Annotated in this window: 17 protein-coding genes; 11 read left to right on the top strand and 6 right to left on the bottom strand. The window is 71.4% G+C overall.

What is annotated here, in order from left to right:
* Positions 1-2: 2 nt before the first annotated feature.
* The gene (gene nucS, locus ACFQQI_RS05575; RefSeq protein WP_378559137.1) at positions 3-680 is read right to left on the bottom strand and encodes an endonuclease NucS; all 678 of its coding nucleotides are present in this window, start codon (positions 678-680) and stop codon (positions 3-5) included.
* Between the two features lie 112 nt (positions 681-792).
* Between nucS and ACFQQI_RS05570 the strand changes: the two genes are divergently transcribed.
* The 5 genes from ACFQQI_RS05570 (at position 793) to ACFQQI_RS05550 (ending at position 6551) form a co-directional block, all read left to right on the top strand.
* Entirely contained in the window at positions 793-2592 is a 1800-nt protein-coding gene (locus ACFQQI_RS05570) for a 3-hydroxyacyl-CoA dehydrogenase family protein (protein WP_378559134.1), read from the top strand.
* 136 nt (positions 2593-2728) lie between these two features.
* Positions 2729-4201 carry an MFS transporter gene (locus tag ACFQQI_RS05565; RefSeq protein WP_378559131.1) on the top strand — a complete coding sequence of 491 codons (1473 nt, stop codon included), beginning with the start codon at positions 2729-2731 and terminating at the stop codon, positions 4199-4201.
* Positions 4202-4223: 22 nt separating this feature from the next.
* Complete coding sequence (locus tag ACFQQI_RS05560; RefSeq protein WP_378559128.1) at positions 4224-5000, top strand: hypothetical protein; 777 nt, start codon at positions 4224-4226, stop codon at positions 4998-5000.
* 4 nt (positions 5001-5004) lie between these two features.
* Positions 5005-5763, top strand: coding sequence for an endo alpha-1,4 polygalactosaminidase (locus ACFQQI_RS05555; RefSeq protein WP_378559125.1), 759 nt, complete (start codon positions 5005-5007; stop codon positions 5761-5763).
* A 14-nt stretch (positions 5764-5777) separates the two neighbouring features.
* Complete coding sequence (locus ACFQQI_RS05550) at positions 5778-6551, top strand: alpha/beta fold hydrolase (protein WP_378559122.1); 774 nt, start codon at positions 5778-5780, stop codon at positions 6549-6551.
* A gap of 9 nt (positions 6552-6560) precedes the next feature.
* Here ACFQQI_RS05550 and ACFQQI_RS05545 read toward each other — a convergent pair whose 3' ends face one another.
* Positions 6561-7097: a CGNR zinc finger domain-containing protein gene (locus tag ACFQQI_RS05545; protein ID WP_378559119.1), complete on the bottom strand. Its 537-nt coding sequence runs from the start codon at positions 7095-7097 to the stop codon at positions 6561-6563.
* A gap of 59 nt (positions 7098-7156) precedes the next feature.
* Between ACFQQI_RS05545 and ACFQQI_RS05540 the strand changes: the two genes are divergently transcribed.
* Positions 7157-8149 carry a DMT family transporter gene (locus tag ACFQQI_RS05540; protein ID WP_378559116.1) on the top strand — a complete coding sequence of 331 codons (993 nt, stop codon included), beginning with the start codon at positions 7157-7159 and terminating at the stop codon, positions 8147-8149.
* Between the two features lie 4 nt (positions 8150-8153).
* On the opposite strand, the gene ACFQQI_RS05535 is transcribed toward ACFQQI_RS05540, so the two are convergent.
* From ACFQQI_RS05535 to mce, 4 genes are all read right to left on the bottom strand, one after another.
* Complete coding sequence (locus ACFQQI_RS05535; RefSeq protein ID WP_378559113.1) at positions 8154-9311, bottom strand: AI-2E family transporter; 1158 nt, start codon at positions 9309-9311, stop codon at positions 8154-8156.
* Positions 9312-9318: 7 nt separating this feature from the next.
* Positions 9319-10647, bottom strand: coding sequence for a hypothetical protein (locus ACFQQI_RS05530; RefSeq protein WP_378559110.1), 1329 nt, complete (start codon positions 10645-10647; stop codon positions 9319-9321).
* Between the two features lie 211 nt (positions 10648-10858).
* On the bottom strand, positions 10859-12196 hold the full coding sequence (gene ccrA, locus ACFQQI_RS05525; RefSeq protein WP_378559107.1) for a crotonyl-CoA carboxylase/reductase: 1338 nt from the start codon (positions 12194-12196) through the stop codon (positions 10859-10861).
* A gap of 87 nt (positions 12197-12283) precedes the next feature.
* Positions 12284-12736: a methylmalonyl-CoA epimerase gene (gene mce / locus ACFQQI_RS05520; protein WP_378559104.1), complete on the bottom strand. Its 453-nt coding sequence runs from the start codon at positions 12734-12736 to the stop codon at positions 12284-12286.
* A 116-nt stretch (positions 12737-12852) separates the two neighbouring features.
* Here mce and ACFQQI_RS05515 point away from each other — a divergent pair, with 116 nt between their 5' ends.
* The 5 genes from ACFQQI_RS05515 (at position 12853) to ACFQQI_RS05495 (ending at position 16331) form a co-directional block, all read left to right on the top strand.
* Entirely contained in the window at positions 12853-14046 is a 1194-nt protein-coding gene (locus ACFQQI_RS05515) for an acetyl-CoA C-acetyltransferase (RefSeq protein WP_378559101.1), read from the top strand.
* A complete protein-coding gene (meaB, locus tag ACFQQI_RS05510) occupies positions 14030-14995 on the top strand; it encodes a methylmalonyl Co-A mutase-associated GTPase MeaB (protein ID WP_378559098.1) in 966 nt (321 codons plus the stop codon). The genes ACFQQI_RS05515 and meaB overlap by 17 nt, the downstream gene beginning before the upstream one ends.
* Before the next feature lie 123 nt (positions 14996-15118).
* Positions 15119-15289 carry a hypothetical protein gene (locus tag ACFQQI_RS05505; protein WP_378559095.1) on the top strand — a complete coding sequence of 57 codons (171 nt, stop codon included), beginning with the start codon at positions 15119-15121 and terminating at the stop codon, positions 15287-15289.
* A gap of 25 nt (positions 15290-15314) precedes the next feature.
* Entirely contained in the window at positions 15315-15833 is a 519-nt protein-coding gene (locus ACFQQI_RS05500; protein ID WP_378559092.1) for a PH domain-containing protein, read from the top strand.
* A gap of 9 nt (positions 15834-15842) precedes the next feature.
* Positions 15843-16331 carry a MarR family winged helix-turn-helix transcriptional regulator gene (locus ACFQQI_RS05495; protein ID WP_378559089.1) on the top strand — a complete coding sequence of 163 codons (489 nt, stop codon included), beginning with the start codon at positions 15843-15845 and terminating at the stop codon, positions 16329-16331.
* Positions 16332-16333: the final 2 nt, after the last annotated feature.

The following is a 16333-nucleotide window of genomic DNA, read 5'->3' as shown; positions in this document are numbered from 1 at the left end:
ACTCAGAAGAGCCGGTGGGACGGGTCGTCGAGGCCGCGCAGCGCGTCGTAGTCGACGACCGCGCAGGCGATGCCGCGGTCGGTGGCGAGCACGCGCGCCTGGGGCTTGATCTCCTGGGCGGCGAAGATGCCGCGGACGGGGGAGAGCAGCGGGTCCCGGTTGAGCAGCTCGAGATAGCGGGTCAGTTGCTCGACGCCGTCGATCTCGCCGCGGCGCTTGATCTCGACCGCGACCGAGTGGCCGTCGGAGTCGCGGCACATCAGGTCGACCGGGCCGATCGCCGTGGGGTACTCCCGGCGTACCAGCGTCAGGCCGGGGGAGAGCGTCGCGGGGTGCTCGGCGAGCAGCTCCTGGAGGTGCTTCTCGACGCCGTCCTTCTGCAGGCCGGGGTCGACGCCGAGATCGTGGGTGGACTCGTGGTGGATCTCCTCGATGAGGATCCGCAACGTGTCGTCGCTCTTGGGGTTGGTGACGGTCCACTCGACCTGGCCGTCGTCGGTGGTGCCCTCGCGGAGGGTGCACGGCGGCGACATCCAGTTCAGGGGCTTGTAGGAGCCGCCGTCGGAATGCACGAGCACCGACCCGTCGGCCTTGATCATCAGGACCCGGGTCGCCATCGGCAGGTGGGCGGTCAGCCGTCCCGCGTAGTCGACCTGGCACCTGGCTACGACGAGTCTCACGGGCGATGAATCTAGTCGAGACCGTCCGGGATCCCGCGATTGGATCGTTAAGTTACTGGCGAGTGAACTAGTTCACTGTCAGGCAGGGCGATCCCGTGCCACGATGCGCCGCATGACGAGCGCAGCGGCACCCTCTCGGACGTTCACGACGATCGGCATCCTCGGGCTCGGCACCATGGGTGCCGGCATCGCCGAGGTGTTCGCCAAGCACGGCTTCTCGGTCGTCGGCGTCGAGAAGGACGACGATGCCCTGGCCCGCGGCCGGCAGTACCTCGAGCACTCCACGACCCGCGCGGTGAAGCGGGAGAAGATGACCGACCTCGAGCAGAGCGAGCTGCTCGGCCGGATCACCTTCACCACGTCGCTCGCCGACGTCGCCGGCGCCGACCTGGTCGTCGAGGCGGTCGTCGAGTCGCTCGAGACGAAGAAGGCGCTCTTCCGCGAGCTCGACGGGATCGTCGGCCCCGACACGATCCTCGCCACGAACACGTCCAGCCTGTCGGTCACCGAGATCTCCACCGCCAACTCGCGGCCCGGTCGCGTCGTCGGCGTCCACTTCTTCAACCCGGCGCCGGTCCAGCAGCTCGTCGAGGTGGTGCGCACGGTCGTCACCGAGCAGCCGGTCCTCGACGACGTGACCGCGCTGATGGCCCAGCTCGGCAAGACGCCCGTGGTCTGCGGCGACAAGGCCGGCTTCATCGCGAACACCCTGCTCTTCGGCTACCTGAACCACGCCGTCTCGATGTACGAGGGCCGCTACGCCACCCGCGAGGACATCGACGCGGCGATGCGCTTCGGCTGCGGCTACCCCATGGGACCGCTCGCGCTGCTCGACCTGATCGGCCTCGACACGGCGTACGAGATCCTCGAGACGATGTACCACCAGGGCCGCGACCGCCTGCACGCGCCGGCGCCGATCCTCAAGCAGATGGTGACCGCGGGATGGCTGGGCCGGAAGACCGGCCGCGGCTTCTACACCTACGAGGCCCCCGACAGCCCGGTCGTCGTCGCCGACGACCAGACCCCGTCCGCCGACGCCGCGCCCCGGCTGCGCCACGACATCAAGCAGGTCGGCGTCGTCGGCACCGGCACCATGGCGAGCGGCATCGTCGAGGTGTTCGCGAAGAGCGGGTACGACGTGCTCTTCGTCGGCCGCAGCCAGGAGAAGGTCGACGGGGTCGTCGCGGCGGTGACGAAGAACTTCGACAAGCAGATCCAGCGTGGCCGGGCGACCGAGGAGGCCAAGGCCGAGGTGCTCGCCCGCCTGACCGGGTCCACGTCCCTCGACGACCTCGCGGACGTGGACATCGTCGTCGAGGCGATCGCCGAGGACCTGGCCGTCAAGACCACGCTCTTCGAGAACCTCGACGAGATCTGCAAGCCCGGCGCCATCCTCGCGACCACCACGTCGAGCCTCCCGATCATCGCCTGCGCCCAGGCGACCTCGCGACCGCAGGACGTCGTGGGCATGCACTTCTTCAACCCGGCGCCGGTGATGAAGCTGGTCGAGGTCGTGTCGACCGTCGTCACCTCCGACGAGGTCACCGAGACCACCCGGGCGCTCTGCGGAGAGGTCGGCAAGGTCGCCGTCGCCTGCGGGGACCGGGCCGGCTTCATCGTCAACGCGCTGCTCTTCCCCTACCTCAACGACGCCGTGCGGATGCTCGAGGCGCACTACGCGACGGCCGACGACATCGACACCGCGATGAAGCAGGGCTGCGCGCTGCCGATGGGTCCGTTCGAGCTGCTCGACGTCGTCGGCAACGACGTGTCGCTGGCGATCCAGCGCGAGCTCTACCTCGAGTTCCGCGAGCCGGGCTTCGCGCCGGCGCCGCTGCTCGAGCAGCTCGTCACCGCGGGCTACCTCGGCCGCAAGACCAAGCGCGGCTTCCGGGACTACTCCGCGCGCTGACACCCGGGGGTGGTTTCGAGACGGTTGCTAGCGCAACCTCCTCAACCACCGATGGCGGTGGTTGAGGAAGGCGCGCCAGCGCCTGTCTCGAAACCACCCCGCTTGCGGCCAACCCTCCCCGGGTACGGACGGCGTCATGGGAGCAGAGACTGGACGCGTCACGACCGACATCCCGGCACGGCTCGACCGGCTGCCGTGGGTGCGGTGGCACTGGCTGATCGTGATCGGGCTCGGCACGGTCTGGATCCTCGACGGCCTCGAGGTCACGATCGTCGGCGCGATGTCCGACGCGCTGAAGGACCCGGACACGGGCCTCGGACTCAGCAGCTGGGACGTCGGCCTCGCCGGCGCCATCTACGTCGCGGGCGCCTGCTCGGGTGCGCTGTTCTTCGGTCAGCTCACGGATCGGTTCGGCCGCAAGAAGCTCTTCCTCGTCACGCTCGTCGTCTACACGTGCGCGACGGTGCTCACGGCCTTCTCGATGGCGCCGTGGTGGTACTTCGCGGCGCGCTTCCTCACCGGCTTCGGCATCGGCGGTGAGTACGCCGCGATCAACTCGGCCATCGACGAGCTGATCCCGGCGCGGTACCGCGGCCGCATCGACATCGCGATCAACGGCTCGTTCTGGATGGGCGCCGCCGGCGGCGCCCTGCTGACGATCCCGCTGCTCGACCCGACCGTGATCAGCGCCGAGTGGGGCTGGCGGCTCGCGTTCGGGCTCGGCGCGATCCTCGCCGTCGGCATCCTGCTGGTGCGCCGCAACGTGCCCGAGAGCCCGCGCTGGTTGTTCATCCACGGTCGCGAGGACGACGCCGAGCGGATCGTGCGCGCGATCGAGGACGAGGTGGCCGAGGAGGCGGGGGAGCGGCTGCCCGACGTCGACGAGACCATCACGATCCGGCAACGGAAGACGATCCCGTTCACGATGATCGCCCGCACGGTCTTCACGCTCTACCCCAAGCGCACCGTCCTCTGCTTCTCGCTGTTCGTCGGCCAGGCGTTCCTCTACAACGCCTTCTTCTTCACGTACGGCGACACCCTGTCGACGTTCCTCGACGTCAAGCAGACCGGCTGGTACATCGCGGTCTTCGCCCTCAGCAACTTCGTCGGCGCCCTCACGCTCGGCCCGCTCTTCGACCGGATCGGCCGGGTCGGGATGATCACCTTCACCTACGTCTTCTCGGGCGCGCTGCTCGGCGTCACGGGGTTCTTCCTCGACTCGGTGACCGCGGTGAGCCTGACGGTGCTCGGTGCGATCGTGTTCTTCTTCGCGTCGGCGGGGGCGAGCGCGGCGTACCTCACGGCGAGCGAGGTGTTCCCGATGGAGACGCGGGCGCTGTGCATCGCGTTCTTCTACGCGATCGGCACCGCGGCCGGCGGCATCAGCGGACCGCTGCTCTTCGGCTGGCTGATCGACCGGGCGTCGGCCGACCAGGACATCACCGGCATCGCGGCCGGCTACTTCATCGGCGCCGCGCTGATGATCGGGGCGGGCGTCGTCGCGGCATTCCTCGGGGTCAAGGCGGAGGGGCGGTCGCTGGAGAGCATCGCGCAGCCGCTCACCGCGGAGGACCCGGTCGAGGAGCCGGGCGAACCCGCCCGCGCTTGAGGACTCGCCGTAGGCTGGGGCCATGGAAGGCCTCCTGATCCTGCTCGTCATCGCCGCGGCCATCGGAGTGGCGGTGCTGGCGTCGCGCCGGGCGAAGGCGCGTGAGCTCGCGCGCCGGGAGGCCGAGCTGGCCCCGGTCCGCAAGCTCACCTTCGAGGACGTCACCGCCCTCGGCGAGCAGCTGCAGGAGCTCGACCTCGACCTCGCCGGTCGTCAGCTCGACCCGGGCCAGAACGCCGACTACCAGCGGGCGCTCGACTCCTACGAGTCGGCGAAGACCGCCGCGGACGCGATGACGCGGCCCGACGACGTCCGCCACGTCACCCAGATCCTCGACGACGGCCGCTACGCCATCGCGTGCGTGCGCGCCCGCGTCGCCGGCGAGCCGCTGCCGACGCGTCGGCCGCCGTGCTTCTTCGACCCGCGCCACGGCCTCTCTGTCACCGACGTGATGTGGGCGCCGCACGGCGGCGCGCCGCGCGACGTACCCGCCTGTGCGCTGGACGCCGAGCGGGTGCGGGCCGGCGCAGACCCGGACTCCCGGATGGTGATGTCGGGCGCGCAGCGGGTGCCCTACTACCAGGCCGGCGGCGCCTACCGCCCTTACGCCCAGGGCTACTTCGGCGCCTTCGGGCCGATGGAGATCATGTTCGCCGGCCTGCTCTTCGGCGGGCTCGGGGGCTTCGACATGCTCGGTGATGGCATCGGCGCGATCGGCGAGGGCATCGGCGACGTCGGCGAGGGGATCGGCGACGGCATCGGTGGCATCGGCGACATGTTCGACGGCTTCGACTTCTGACCACGTGCGTCGCCTGCTGCCGCTCCTGGCCGTCCTCGGCCTGCTGCTGACGCTCGCGCCGGCGGCCGCGGTCGAGCCGCCGCCCACGGGGACCGACGTCGACTACCAGCTCGGCGGCGACCGTTCCGTGCCCGACACCGTCGGCATCGTCGTCCGCGACCGCACGTCGGCGCCGGTGCCCGGCCGCTACAACGTCTGCTACGTCAACGGCTTCCAGACCCAGCCCGACGAGAAGCGGTGGTGGCGTCGGCACGCCGAGCTGTTGCTGCACCACCGCGGCCGCCCGGTCGTCGACGAGGCCTGGGGCGAGTGGCTGCTCGACATCCGCACGCCCGGGAAGCGCGAGCGCCTCGCCGGGATCGTCGGGCGCTGGACCCGCGGCTGCGCGCGCTCGGGCTTCGACGCGGTCGAGTACGACAACCTCGACGCGTTCACGCGCAGTGGCGGACTGCTCACGAAGCACCAGACCGTCGCCTACGCACGGCTGCTGGTCCGCGGGGCGCACCGCGCCGGCCTCGCCGCCGGGCAGAAGAACCTCGCGGGCTTCGACGGCACCCGCGTCGGCTACGACTTCGCCGTCGCGGAGGAGTGTGGGCGCTACCGGGAGTGCGACGCCTACACGGACGTGTACGGCGACCGGGTGCTCGCGATCGAGTACCGGCGGCCGGACTTCCGGTGGACCTGCGAGCGGTACGGCGACCGCCTCGCGGTCGTGCTGCGCGACCTGGACGTGAGCCCCCGCGGCGTACGCGCGTGGTGCTGAACTAATCTCGCGGCATGTCCCTCCACACCACGACGCTGGGGGAGAGCGGCCCGCTGGTGGCCTTCTGCCACGGCCTCTTCGGCCAGGGCAAGAACTGGACGAGCATCGCCAAGGTGATCGCGGAGGACCACCGGGTGGTGCTCGTCGACATGCCCCACCACGGGCGGTCGTCGTGGCCGGACCACTTCGACTACGTCGACGTCGCCGACGAGGTCGCCACCCTGTTCCGCGCCGACGACCCGGTCGCGCTGGTCGGGCACTCGATGGGCGGCAAGGCCGCGATGGTGCTGGCCCTGCGCCACCCGGAGCTCGTCGAGCGGCTCTGCGTCGTCGACGTGGCGCCGGTCGACTACGCGTCGGCGAGCGAGTTCACCGGCTACATCGCCGCCATGCTCGCGCTCGACCTCGACCGCCTCGAGCACCGGCGCGACGCCGACGCCGCACTGACCGAGGCGGTGCCCAACCCGACCGTGCGCAGCTTCCTGCTCCAGAACCTCCGCCGCGGTGATGACGGGTGGTCCTGGCAGCCCAACCTCGAGGTGCTCGGCCGCGACATCGCATCGCTGAGCGGCTGGCCGGCGGACGCGCTCGACGGCACCCCGCCGTACGAGAAGCCGACGCTGTGGGTCTCCGGGCAGCGCTCGGGCTACGTCACGGACGAGTACGCCGCGGCGATGGACCGCTGGTTCCCCCGCAACCGGCGGGTGACCGTCAAGGGGGCCGGCCACTGGGTGCACTCCGAGCAGCCGCAGGTGTTCACGGAGGTGCTGCGGCGCTTCCTCCGCTGAGGGTCGGCGTCAGCCCCGCGCCTGCCGGGCGCGGTAGGCGGCGACCGCGTTGCGGTTGCCGCACGCGGTGGAGCAGAAGCGGCGCGAGCGGTTGCGCGACAGGTCGAGCACGATGCCGGTGCAGGACTCGTCGGCGCAGATGCCCAGCCGCGACATCTCGTCTTCGCGGATGAAGTCGATCATCGCCATCGCGGTGTCGATGACGACGCGGGTCGCCGGCCCGGCCTCGGAGGCGACGCCGTGGAGGTGCCAGTCCCAGTCGTCGTGGCGCACCAGCTGCGGGACCGTGCCGGACTCGGCGAGCAGCTCGTTGACGAGCTCGGCCGCGCGGTCGCGGTCGGCGCTGAGGAGGTCGTGCAGGATCGGGCGGACGGCCCGCACGGCCTCGAGCTCCCCCCGCCCCGCGGCCCGACGGTCGGTGTGCATGTACTCGGCGTACCACTCGTCGAGCTGGGCGACCTTGGTCAGGGAGTCGGTGCCGATCGCGGAGTTGGCGAGCACGACGGCCGCCTGCAGCATCGTCGTGGTGTCATCGGCCAAGGGCATTTTGACAGATTACAGGGGCGGCCCGACATGCGGAGAACTTTGCCCGGATACCATCAGCCGTGACCAACCTCGACCACGCGCCCGCGACCGCCACGGCGGCTCCGCAGGGCTCCCGGCTGGCCGCGGGCCTCGCCTTCGCGCTCGCCTCCGCCCTGACGTTCGGGCTCGCCGGAGCGCTGGCCCGGCCGCTGCTCGAGTCGGGCTGGAGCCCCGGCGCGATCGTGCTGATCCGGATCTCGCTGGCGGCGCTGGTCGTGCTGCCGTTCGGGCTGCTGACGCTGCGCGGCCGCTGGCACGTCGTACACCGCAACGCCGGCCTGATCCTGCTCTACGGCACGCTGGCGGTCGCCGGCGCCCAGTTCTGCTACTTCTCCGCGGTCCAGCACATGCAGGTGGGTCCGGCGCTGCTGATCGAGTACACCGCCCCGGCCGCCGTCGTCGTCTGGCTGTGGCTGCGCCACGGCGAGCGGCCGGGGCCGCTGACGCTGGCCGGTGCCGGCGTGGCGGCGCTCGGCCTGGTCCTCGTGCTCGACCTGCTGTCGGGGACCGACCTCGCCGCGGCCGGCGTGCTCTGGGCGCTCGGCGCGATGGTCGGCGCCGCGACGTACTTCGTGATCTCGGCCGACGAGGGCAACGGCCTGCCGCCGATGGCGCTCGCCGCGGGCGGCCTGCTCGTCGGGAGCGCGGTGCTCGGCCTGGCCGGCCTGGTCGGGGTGCTCCCGATGGAGCGGGCGACCGTCGACGTGGAGTACGCCGGCACCGCGCTCACCTGGTGGGTCCCGCTGGTGCTCCTCGGCATCGTCACCGCGGCCGTCCCCTACACGACCGGCATCGCCGCGGGCCGGCGGCTCGGGTCGCGCCTCGCGTCGTTCGTCGCGCTGGTGGAGGTCGTGGCGGCCGTGGTCTTCGCGTGGCTGCTGCTCGACGAGCTGCCGCGGCCGGTGCAGCTGCTGGGCGGGGTGCTGATCCTGGCGGGCGTGGTCGGCGTGAAGCTGGGGGAGCGCGCCACCACCGCGGCCGCCGCGCCCGCGGCGGGCGAGCTGCCTCAGTAGTGGGCTACCGGGTGTCCTGCCGGCGCACCCACACCTCGCGTATCAACATGAGCACGGTGGCAGCGGTCGGGATCGCCAGGAGTGCCCCCACCACCCCGAAGAGCGCGGCGCCGATCAGGGCCGCCATCACGGTGACGGCGCCGGGCACGTCGACGGACTTCGACATCACCCGCGGGTAGATCACGTAGTTCTCGATCTGCTGGTAGGCGAGGTAGAAGATCGCGCAGGCCAGCCCGATCTTCCAGTCCTCGGCGAACGCGATCGCGGTGACGATGACGGCGCCGAGGGTCGCGCCGATCATCGGGATCACGTCGAGGAGCGCGACCACGAACGCGAGTGCGACGGCGTACTCCCCGAGACCGACGATGAACAGGAACACCAGCGACGAGATGCCGGCGCACATCGCGACGATGAACGCTCCGGAGACGTAGCCACCGACGCTGCGCACCACCCGGTTGCCGAGCCGGGAGACCCGGTCCCGCCGGGAGGCCGGCGCGAGGCGGTAGATCGCCGACTTCGTGGTCTCCAGCGATGCGAGGAAGTAGAGCGTCAGCACCACGACGATGAAGCCGTTGAAGAGGGCGCCGAGGACCGCGAGGCCCACGCCGACGGCACCGCCGAAGATCGCCCCGGCGAAGTCGCCGTTGGTGACGTAGTCCTGGATCTTCGTGATGATGTCGTACTCGTCGTCGAGCCGCTGCACCTGGCGGTTGCGCTGCAGCTGGTCGAGCCACTGCGGCACGTTCTCGGTCAACGACCGGACCTGGTCGGCGATCACCGGCACGATCGCGACGATGAAGAGGGCGAGGGCGGCGAGGAACGCCAGGATCACGGTCAGCACGGCGTACGAGCGCCGCATGCCGCGGCGCTCGAACCAGCGCACGGCCGGGTCGAGGCCCGCCGCCAGGAAGAGCGACACGACGATGAGCATCAGCGTGGAGCCGATCGCCTGGATCTGCATCGCCACCCAGACGGCGACCAGGACGCCGAGCCCGCCGACGAAGCCGACGAAGAACGGCGCGCGGTGGTCCAGCGGGGGTCCGGGCTCGCCGAGGTAGTCGTCGTCGACGGGGATGCCCGGGGCCTGATCGTCCCCGGGGTCCGTGGCCGGGTCGGCCCCCGGCGTCGCCGCCTCCGGGGTCGCCCCCGGGGACTCGCTCATCGGGCGGTCACTCGTCGTCTTCGGCGAAGCCCGCCACCACGTCGCGCAGCGAGGCCAGCTGGGCCGTGATCGCGTCGCGGCGCTTGGCCATCCGGTCGACCTCGGCCTTGATCGCCGCGAGCTCGCGCTCGGCGTCGGCGGCCGCGCTGGAGTTCAGCGACTCGGCCTGGGTGCGTGCGGTGGCGACGATCTGCTCGCCCTCGCGGCGCGCGCGGCTGAGGAGGCCCTCGGCCTCGGTCGACGCCTGGCTGCGGTGCTCGGCCGCCTGGGCCGACGCCGCCTGGGCCCGCTGCTCGGCGGCGGCCGCACGCTGCTCGGCCTCCTCGACCAGGCGGCGGGTCTCGGCGGTGGCGCTCGCGTGGTGGTCGGTCGCCTCGCGGGCGAGCCGCTCCTTCTCGACGGCGAGCGTGCGGCGGGCCTCCTGGGCCTCGCGGTCGACGGCCGCCCGCAGCTGCTCCGCCTCGCGCTTGGCGGAGGTGCGCAGCTCGTTGGTCTCCTGCTGGGCCGCCAGCCGGAGCTGGTCGGCCTCGCGCTTGGCGGAGGCCACCGCGTCCTCGGCCTCGCTGCGGGCCAGCGCCCGCTCCTGCTCGGCGTCGGCCATCAGGCGACTGCGGTGCTCGTCGAGCTCCTTGAGCTGCACGAGGCGCATGTCCTCGGCCTCGCGGGTGGCGTCGGCCCGGATCGCCCGGGCGTCACGGGCGGCCTGCTCGCGGATCTCCGCGGCGTCGCGCTCGCCGACGGACCGGACCTCGGCGGCCTCCTCCTCGGCGAGCCGCAGCATCGCGGAGGCGCGTCCGCCCAGCCCGGCGTACGACGGGTTCTTGTTCTCCTCGAGCTCGGCCCGCAGTGTCTTGACCTGCTGCTCGAGGTCGACCGCGCGGCGCTCGGACTCGGACAGGCTCGCGCTGAGGCCCGCCTTCTCGCCGGCGAGCTGGCGGAGCCGGCCGTCGACCGCCTCACGGTCGTAGCCGCCGCGGCGTACGACCGGTATCGCGCCGCCGGGCGCCGCGGACGCCCTCGGCGCCGCGCTGGGGGAAGGGTTCTGGGCCGGGTTCTGGGCCGGGTTCTGGGCCGGGTTCTGGGCCGGGCTCTGGGCCGGGCTCTGGGCCGGGGCCGACGCGGTCGCCGGTGCCGGGCTCGGCGCCGCCGACGTCGTCGCCGGGGTGACGGGAGCGGCCGGTGCCGAGCCCGCGCGCTGCCGCTCGGGACCGGGCGCGGGCGCGCGCGGGGGCACGGCCGGCATCACCTGGGTCGCGTCGGCGCCGTCGTCGGCGGTGCGGGTCTCGTCCTCTTCCGGCTCGTTGTCGTCGAAGATGGACAGTCCCTGGTCGCTCATCGCGGCGCAACTCCTTCGCGTTGGTGTGTGGCCCAGTCTTGCCGATCGAGCCGACCGATCCCAGCCCGGGCACCCCTGAGACGGTGTGATCCGAGCAAAAGTTGGCCTTCCGGCGCGACGTTGCGGAAACGACGTTGCGGATAGTCCGTCACGTTCTGGCCGGCCTGACGGCCGTTTCGACGGCCAGAACGTGACGGACTATCCCAATGCGTCAGACTCCGCGGAACCGGTTGATCGCGTCGAGGTGCTGGGCGCGCATCTCCTCGTCGCGGACGCCGAGGCCCTCCTCGGGGGCCAGGCAGAGGACGCCGACCTTGCCCTGGTGGGCGTTCTGGTGGACGTCGAGCGCGGCCTGGCCGACCTCGTCGAGGCCGTAGGTCCTCGACAGGGTCGGGTGGATCTTGCCCTTCGCGATGAGGCGGTTGGCCTCCCACGACTCGCGGTAGTTGGCGAAGTGCGAGGAGATGATCCGCTTGAGGTTCATCCACAGGTAGCGGTTGTCGTACTCGTGCATGTAGCCGCTGGTGGAGGCGCAGGTGGTGATCGTGCCGCCCTTGCGGGTCACGTAGACCGAGGCGCCGAAGGTCTCGCGGCCGGGGTGCTCGAAGACGATGTCGATGTCCTCGCCGCCGGTCAGCTCACGGATGCGAGCGCCGAAGCGCTTCCACTCCTTGGGGTCCTGGGTGTGCTCGTCCTTCCAGAACCTGTAGCCCTCCTCGGAGCGGTTGATGATCAGCTCCGCGCCCATGGAGCGAGCGATCGCGGCCTTCTCCTCGTTGGAGACCACGCACACGGGCGTGGCGCCGCCGTTGAGGGCGTACTGCGTCGCGAATCCGCCGAGGCCGCCGGAGGCTCCCCAGATCAGCACGTTGTCGCCCTGCTTCATGTCGCCGCCGTTCTTCGACACGAGCTGGCGGTACGCCGTGCAGTTCACGAGGCCCGGGGAGGCGGCCTCCTCCCAGGTCAGGTGCTTCGGCTTGGGCATCAGCTGGTTGGCCTTGACCAGCGCGATGTGCGCGAGGCCGCCGAAGTTCGTCTCGAAGCCCCAGATCCGCTGCTGCGGGTCGAGCATCGTGTCGTTGTGCCCGTCGGGGTCCTCGAGCTCGACCGAGAGGCAGTGCGCGACGACCTCGGTGCCCGGCTGCCACTTGGTGACGCCCGGGCCGGTCTGGAGCACCACGCCGGAGAGGTCGGAGCCGACCACGTGGTAGGGCAGGTCGTGGCGCGCGGTGAGCGGCGAGAGCCGGCCGTAGCGCTCGAGGAACCCGAACGTCGAGACCGGCTCGAAGATCGAGGTCCACACGGTGTTGTAGTTGATCGCCGAGGCCATCACCGCGACCAGCGCCTCGCCCGGGCCGAGCTCGGGCAGCGCCACGTCCTCGACGTGCAGCGACTTGCGCGGGTCCTTGTCCCGGCTGGCGATGCCCTCGAACATGCCGGCCTCGTCCTTGTGGACGGTGGCGGCGCGGTAGTGGTCGGGGATCTCGAGGTTCGCGAAGTCACCGGTGGCGGTGTCTCCGGCCATGATCGCGTCGAGGATGTGCTGCACGTCGGCTCCTGGCTGGTTCAGGGGTCGGGACTTTCCCGGAGATTACCCACGGGTAACAGGCGGCAACCACCCCCTGTGACGTGTTCCTCAGTGAGAGGTGGCGGCGGGCTCGACGAGCTCCACGAGCACGCCCCCCGCGTCCTTGGGGTGGATGAAGTTGATCCGCGAGTCCGACGTGCCGCGGCGCGGCTCGTCGTACAGCAGGCGCAGGCCGCGCTCGCGCAGGATCGCGCTCACGGCCTCCACGTCGGTGACCCGGTAGGCCATCTGCTGGATGCCCGGGCCCTTGCTGTCGAGGAACTTGGCGATGGTCGACTCCTGGTTGAGCGGAGCCAGGAGCTGGAGGTGGCTGCCGGAGTCGCCGACGGCCATCATCGCCTCGCGCACACCCTGCTCCTCGTTGACCTCCTGGTGCGCCAGTCGCATGCCGAAGGACGTCTCGTAGAAGGCGATCGCGGCGTCCAGGTCGGGCACGGCGATGCCGACGTGGTCGATGGCGGTGAACAGGTGGGAAGCGGCGTCCAGGCTCATGGCCGACATGGTCGTACGCCGGGGCCGCTGCGGCGAGCGCGTGTGACGTGTTCCACCCTCGCCGCACCGGTGACCCGTGGGTAGGGTCGGCAGCAGAACCACCCCCGAGTCTCTGGAGGCACCCCATGTCCGGTCCGTCCGTCATCGTCGCGGGGGCACGCACCCCGATCGGCCGCCTCCTCGGTGGCCTGAAGAGCCTGTCGGCGGCCGACCTGGGCGGGGTCGCCATCAAGGGCGCGCTCGACAAGGCCGGCGTACGCCCCGAGCAGGTCGACTACCTGATCATGGGCCAGGTCATCCTGGCCGGCGCCGGCCAGAACCCGGCCCGCGCGGCCGGCATCGCGGCGGGCCTGCCCTGGGACATGCCGTCGATCACCATCAACAAGGTCTGCCTCTCCGGCCTCAACTCCATCGCGATGGCGGACCAGCTGATCCGCGCCGGCGAGGTCGAGATCGTGGTCGCCGGCGGCATGGAGTCGATGACCAACGCCCCGCACTTCCTGCCGAAGTCGCGCGAGGGCTTCAAGTTCGGCGACGTGAAGCTCGTCGACTCGATGGCGTACGACGCCCTCTACGACCAGGCCACCAAGCAGGCCATGGGCGGCCTCACCGAGCAGGTGAACGCCGAGGGCGTGAAGCTCACCCGCGAGGAGCAGGACGCGTTCGCCGCCGCCTCGCACCAGAAGGCCGCCGAGGCCTGGAAGAACGGCGTCTTCGACGACGAGGTCGTCCCGGTGACCATCCCGCAGCGCAAGGGCGACCCGCTGGTGGTCTCCTCCGACGAGGGCGTCCGCGGCGACACGACCGCCGAGTCGCTGGGCAAGCTGCCGCCGGCTTTCGCGAAGGACGGCACCATCACCGCCGGCTCCGCGTCGCAGATCTCCGACGGCGCCGCAGCGGTGGTCGTGATGAGCAAGGCCAAGGCCGAGGAGCTCGGCCTCGAGTGGCTCGCCGAGATCGGCGCGCACGGCATGGTCGCCGGCCCCGACTCGTCGTTGCAGATGCAGCCCGCCAACGCCACCCAGAAGGCCCTCGCCAAGGAGGGCATCTCCGCCGCGGACCTCGACCTCGTGGAGTTCAACGAGGCGTTCGCCGCCGTCGGCATCGAGTCGACGAAGGCGCTCGGCGTCGACCCCGGGATCGTGAACGTCAACGGTGGCGCGATCGCGCTGGGCCACCCGGTCGGCATGTCCGGCACGCGCGTGGTGCTGCACCTGGCGCTCGAGCTCAAGCGCCGCGGCGGCGGCGTGGGTGCCGCGGCCCTGTGCGGTGGCGGTGGGCAGGGCGACGCCCTGATCGTGCGTGTCCCGTCGGCGTGACCTCGCGGTCCCGGACCTCGTCGAGCGCGCCCGCGCCGGCGAGGCCCGGGCCGTCGCACGACTGATCTCGCTCGTCGAGGACGAGTCGCCCCTGCTGCGCGAGGTGATGGCGGCGCTGGCGCCGTACACCGGAAACGCGCAGGTCATCGGCATCACCGGCTCGCCCGGCGTCGGCAAGTCGACGTCGACCAGCGCGCTGGTCACCGAGCTCCGCAGGGCCGGCAAGCGGGTCGGCGTGCTCGCGGTCGATCCGTCCTCGCCGTTCTCCGGAGGTGCGCTGCTCGGCGACCGGGTGCGGATGCAGGACCACGCGCTCGACCGCGAGGTCTACATCCGCTCGATGGCGTCGCGCGGCCACCTCGGCGGCCTGTCGTGGACGACCCCGCAGGCCCTGCGGGTGCTCGACGCCGCGGGCTGCGACGTGGTGCTGATCGAGACCGTCGGCGTCGGCCAGAGCGAGGTCGAGATCGCCGGGCTTGCCGACACCACGATGGTGCTGCTCGCCCCGGGCATGGGCGACGGCATCCAGGCCGCCAAGGCCGGGATCCTCGAGATCGGCGACCTGTACGTCGTGAACAAGGCCGACCGCGACGGCGCCGAGCAGGTACGCCGTGACCTCCGCTCGATGCTCGCCCTGGCCGACCGGAGCGACGACGCCTGGCGGCCGCCGATCGTGATGACGGTCGCCCAGCGGGCGCAGGGCCTCGACGAGGTCGTCGCCGAGATCGACCGGCACCGCTCGTGGTTGACCTCGAGTGGCGAGCTCGAGCGCCGGCGTACCCGCCGCGCCCGCGACGAGATCGAGGCCATCGCCCTCACCGCGCTGCGCGCCCGCTGGGGCGACGTCCACGGCCGCTCCGAGCTCGACGAGCTCGCGACGGCCGTGGTCAAGGGCGAGACCGACCCCTACGCCGCAGCCGACGAGCTGCTGGACACGTTCACCGACTGAGCCACCACCTGAGGCCCATCTGGTCTAGACCGGCGTGTCGGGGTGCACAGGCGGCGCGAATGCCTGTAGACAGCGGACTGATCCATGCCATGACTCCGGGTGTCTGTAGATGGAGCTTCCCCCATGAAGAAGAAGGTCGTCGTCCTTGCCGTGGTCCTGTTCCTCGGCTTCTGGATGTTCACCAACCCCCAGAGCCTCGCCGACACGTCCCAGGACGCCGGCGGTCAGGCGGTCTCCATGACCGGTGACTTCTTCCAGGCGCTCATCGACTTCGTCGGCGAGCTCGGCGAGTAGTGGCCACCTCCGTCAGGCCGGGCTCGTGGGACTGAGTGGCTGGGCCGACCCGAAGATCGCCAAGCACCTGCTGCGCGACGAGGGCGAGGTCATCGTCGACGAGGTCCGCCACCACTGGTGCGCCTACGTCCGACCCATGCTCGAGGCCGCGGCCGCGGTGGGGCTCCTCGCGATCAGCGTCGTCGCCCCGATCGACGTCGCCTGGGCGCCGATGCTGCTGGCGTTCGCGGCCCTGGCCCACGCAGGCTGGCTCGCACTGCGTGAGCATCGCGACCGGTTCGTGATCACCAACATGCGGGTGTTCCGGGTCCACGGGGTGCTCAGCCAGAGCCTCGCCACCATGCCGCTCACCCGAATCCTGGACATCACCGTGCGCCGCCCGGTCCACGGCCGGATCCTCGGCTTCGGCCACTTCTGCTTCGAGTCCGCCGCCCAGGAGCAGGGCGTCCGTGACGTCCGGTACGTCGGGCGGCCCTACGAGCGTGACCTCTCCATCCAGCGCGTCGTCCAGCGATCCGGGCTGCGCGGCAACCGCGTCAACTAATCTCTCCGCGTGGCCCTGCCCTTCGACCCGATCGACGAAGCCGCCCGTCAGTGGGGCAAGCACTGGGACGGCGTGCCCGCGATGCACGCCGTCACGTCCCTGATGCGCGTGCAGCAGCTGGTGATCGGCCGGCTCGACGCCATCCTCAAGCCGCACGGGCTGACGTTCGCCCGCTACGAGGCGCTGGTGCTGCTGACCTTCTCGTCCCGCGGCTCGCTCCCGCTCGGCAAGATGGGCGAGCGGCTCCAGGTGCACCCGACGTCGGTCACCTCGATCGTGCGGCGCCTGGAGGCGGCCGGCCTCGTCGTACGCCGTGCCCACCCCGACGACGGGCGCGCCGTGCTCGCCGAGATCACGCCCGCAGGCCGCGAGCTGGTCGAGGTCGCGACGAGCGACCTGGTCGACGCCGACTTCGCGCTCGGCTCCCTCTCCGACGCCGACCTCGAGTCGCTGTCGTCCCTGCTGACGCCGGTCCGCAAGGCAGCCGGGGACTTCTGAGC

The sequence above is a fragment of the Nocardioides sp. GCM10030259 genome, from assembly GCF_042666375.1.
Lineage (GTDB): Bacteria > Actinomycetota > Actinomycetes > Propionibacteriales > Nocardioidaceae > Nocardioides.
This window is presented reverse-complemented; position numbering and strand designations above follow the sequence as displayed.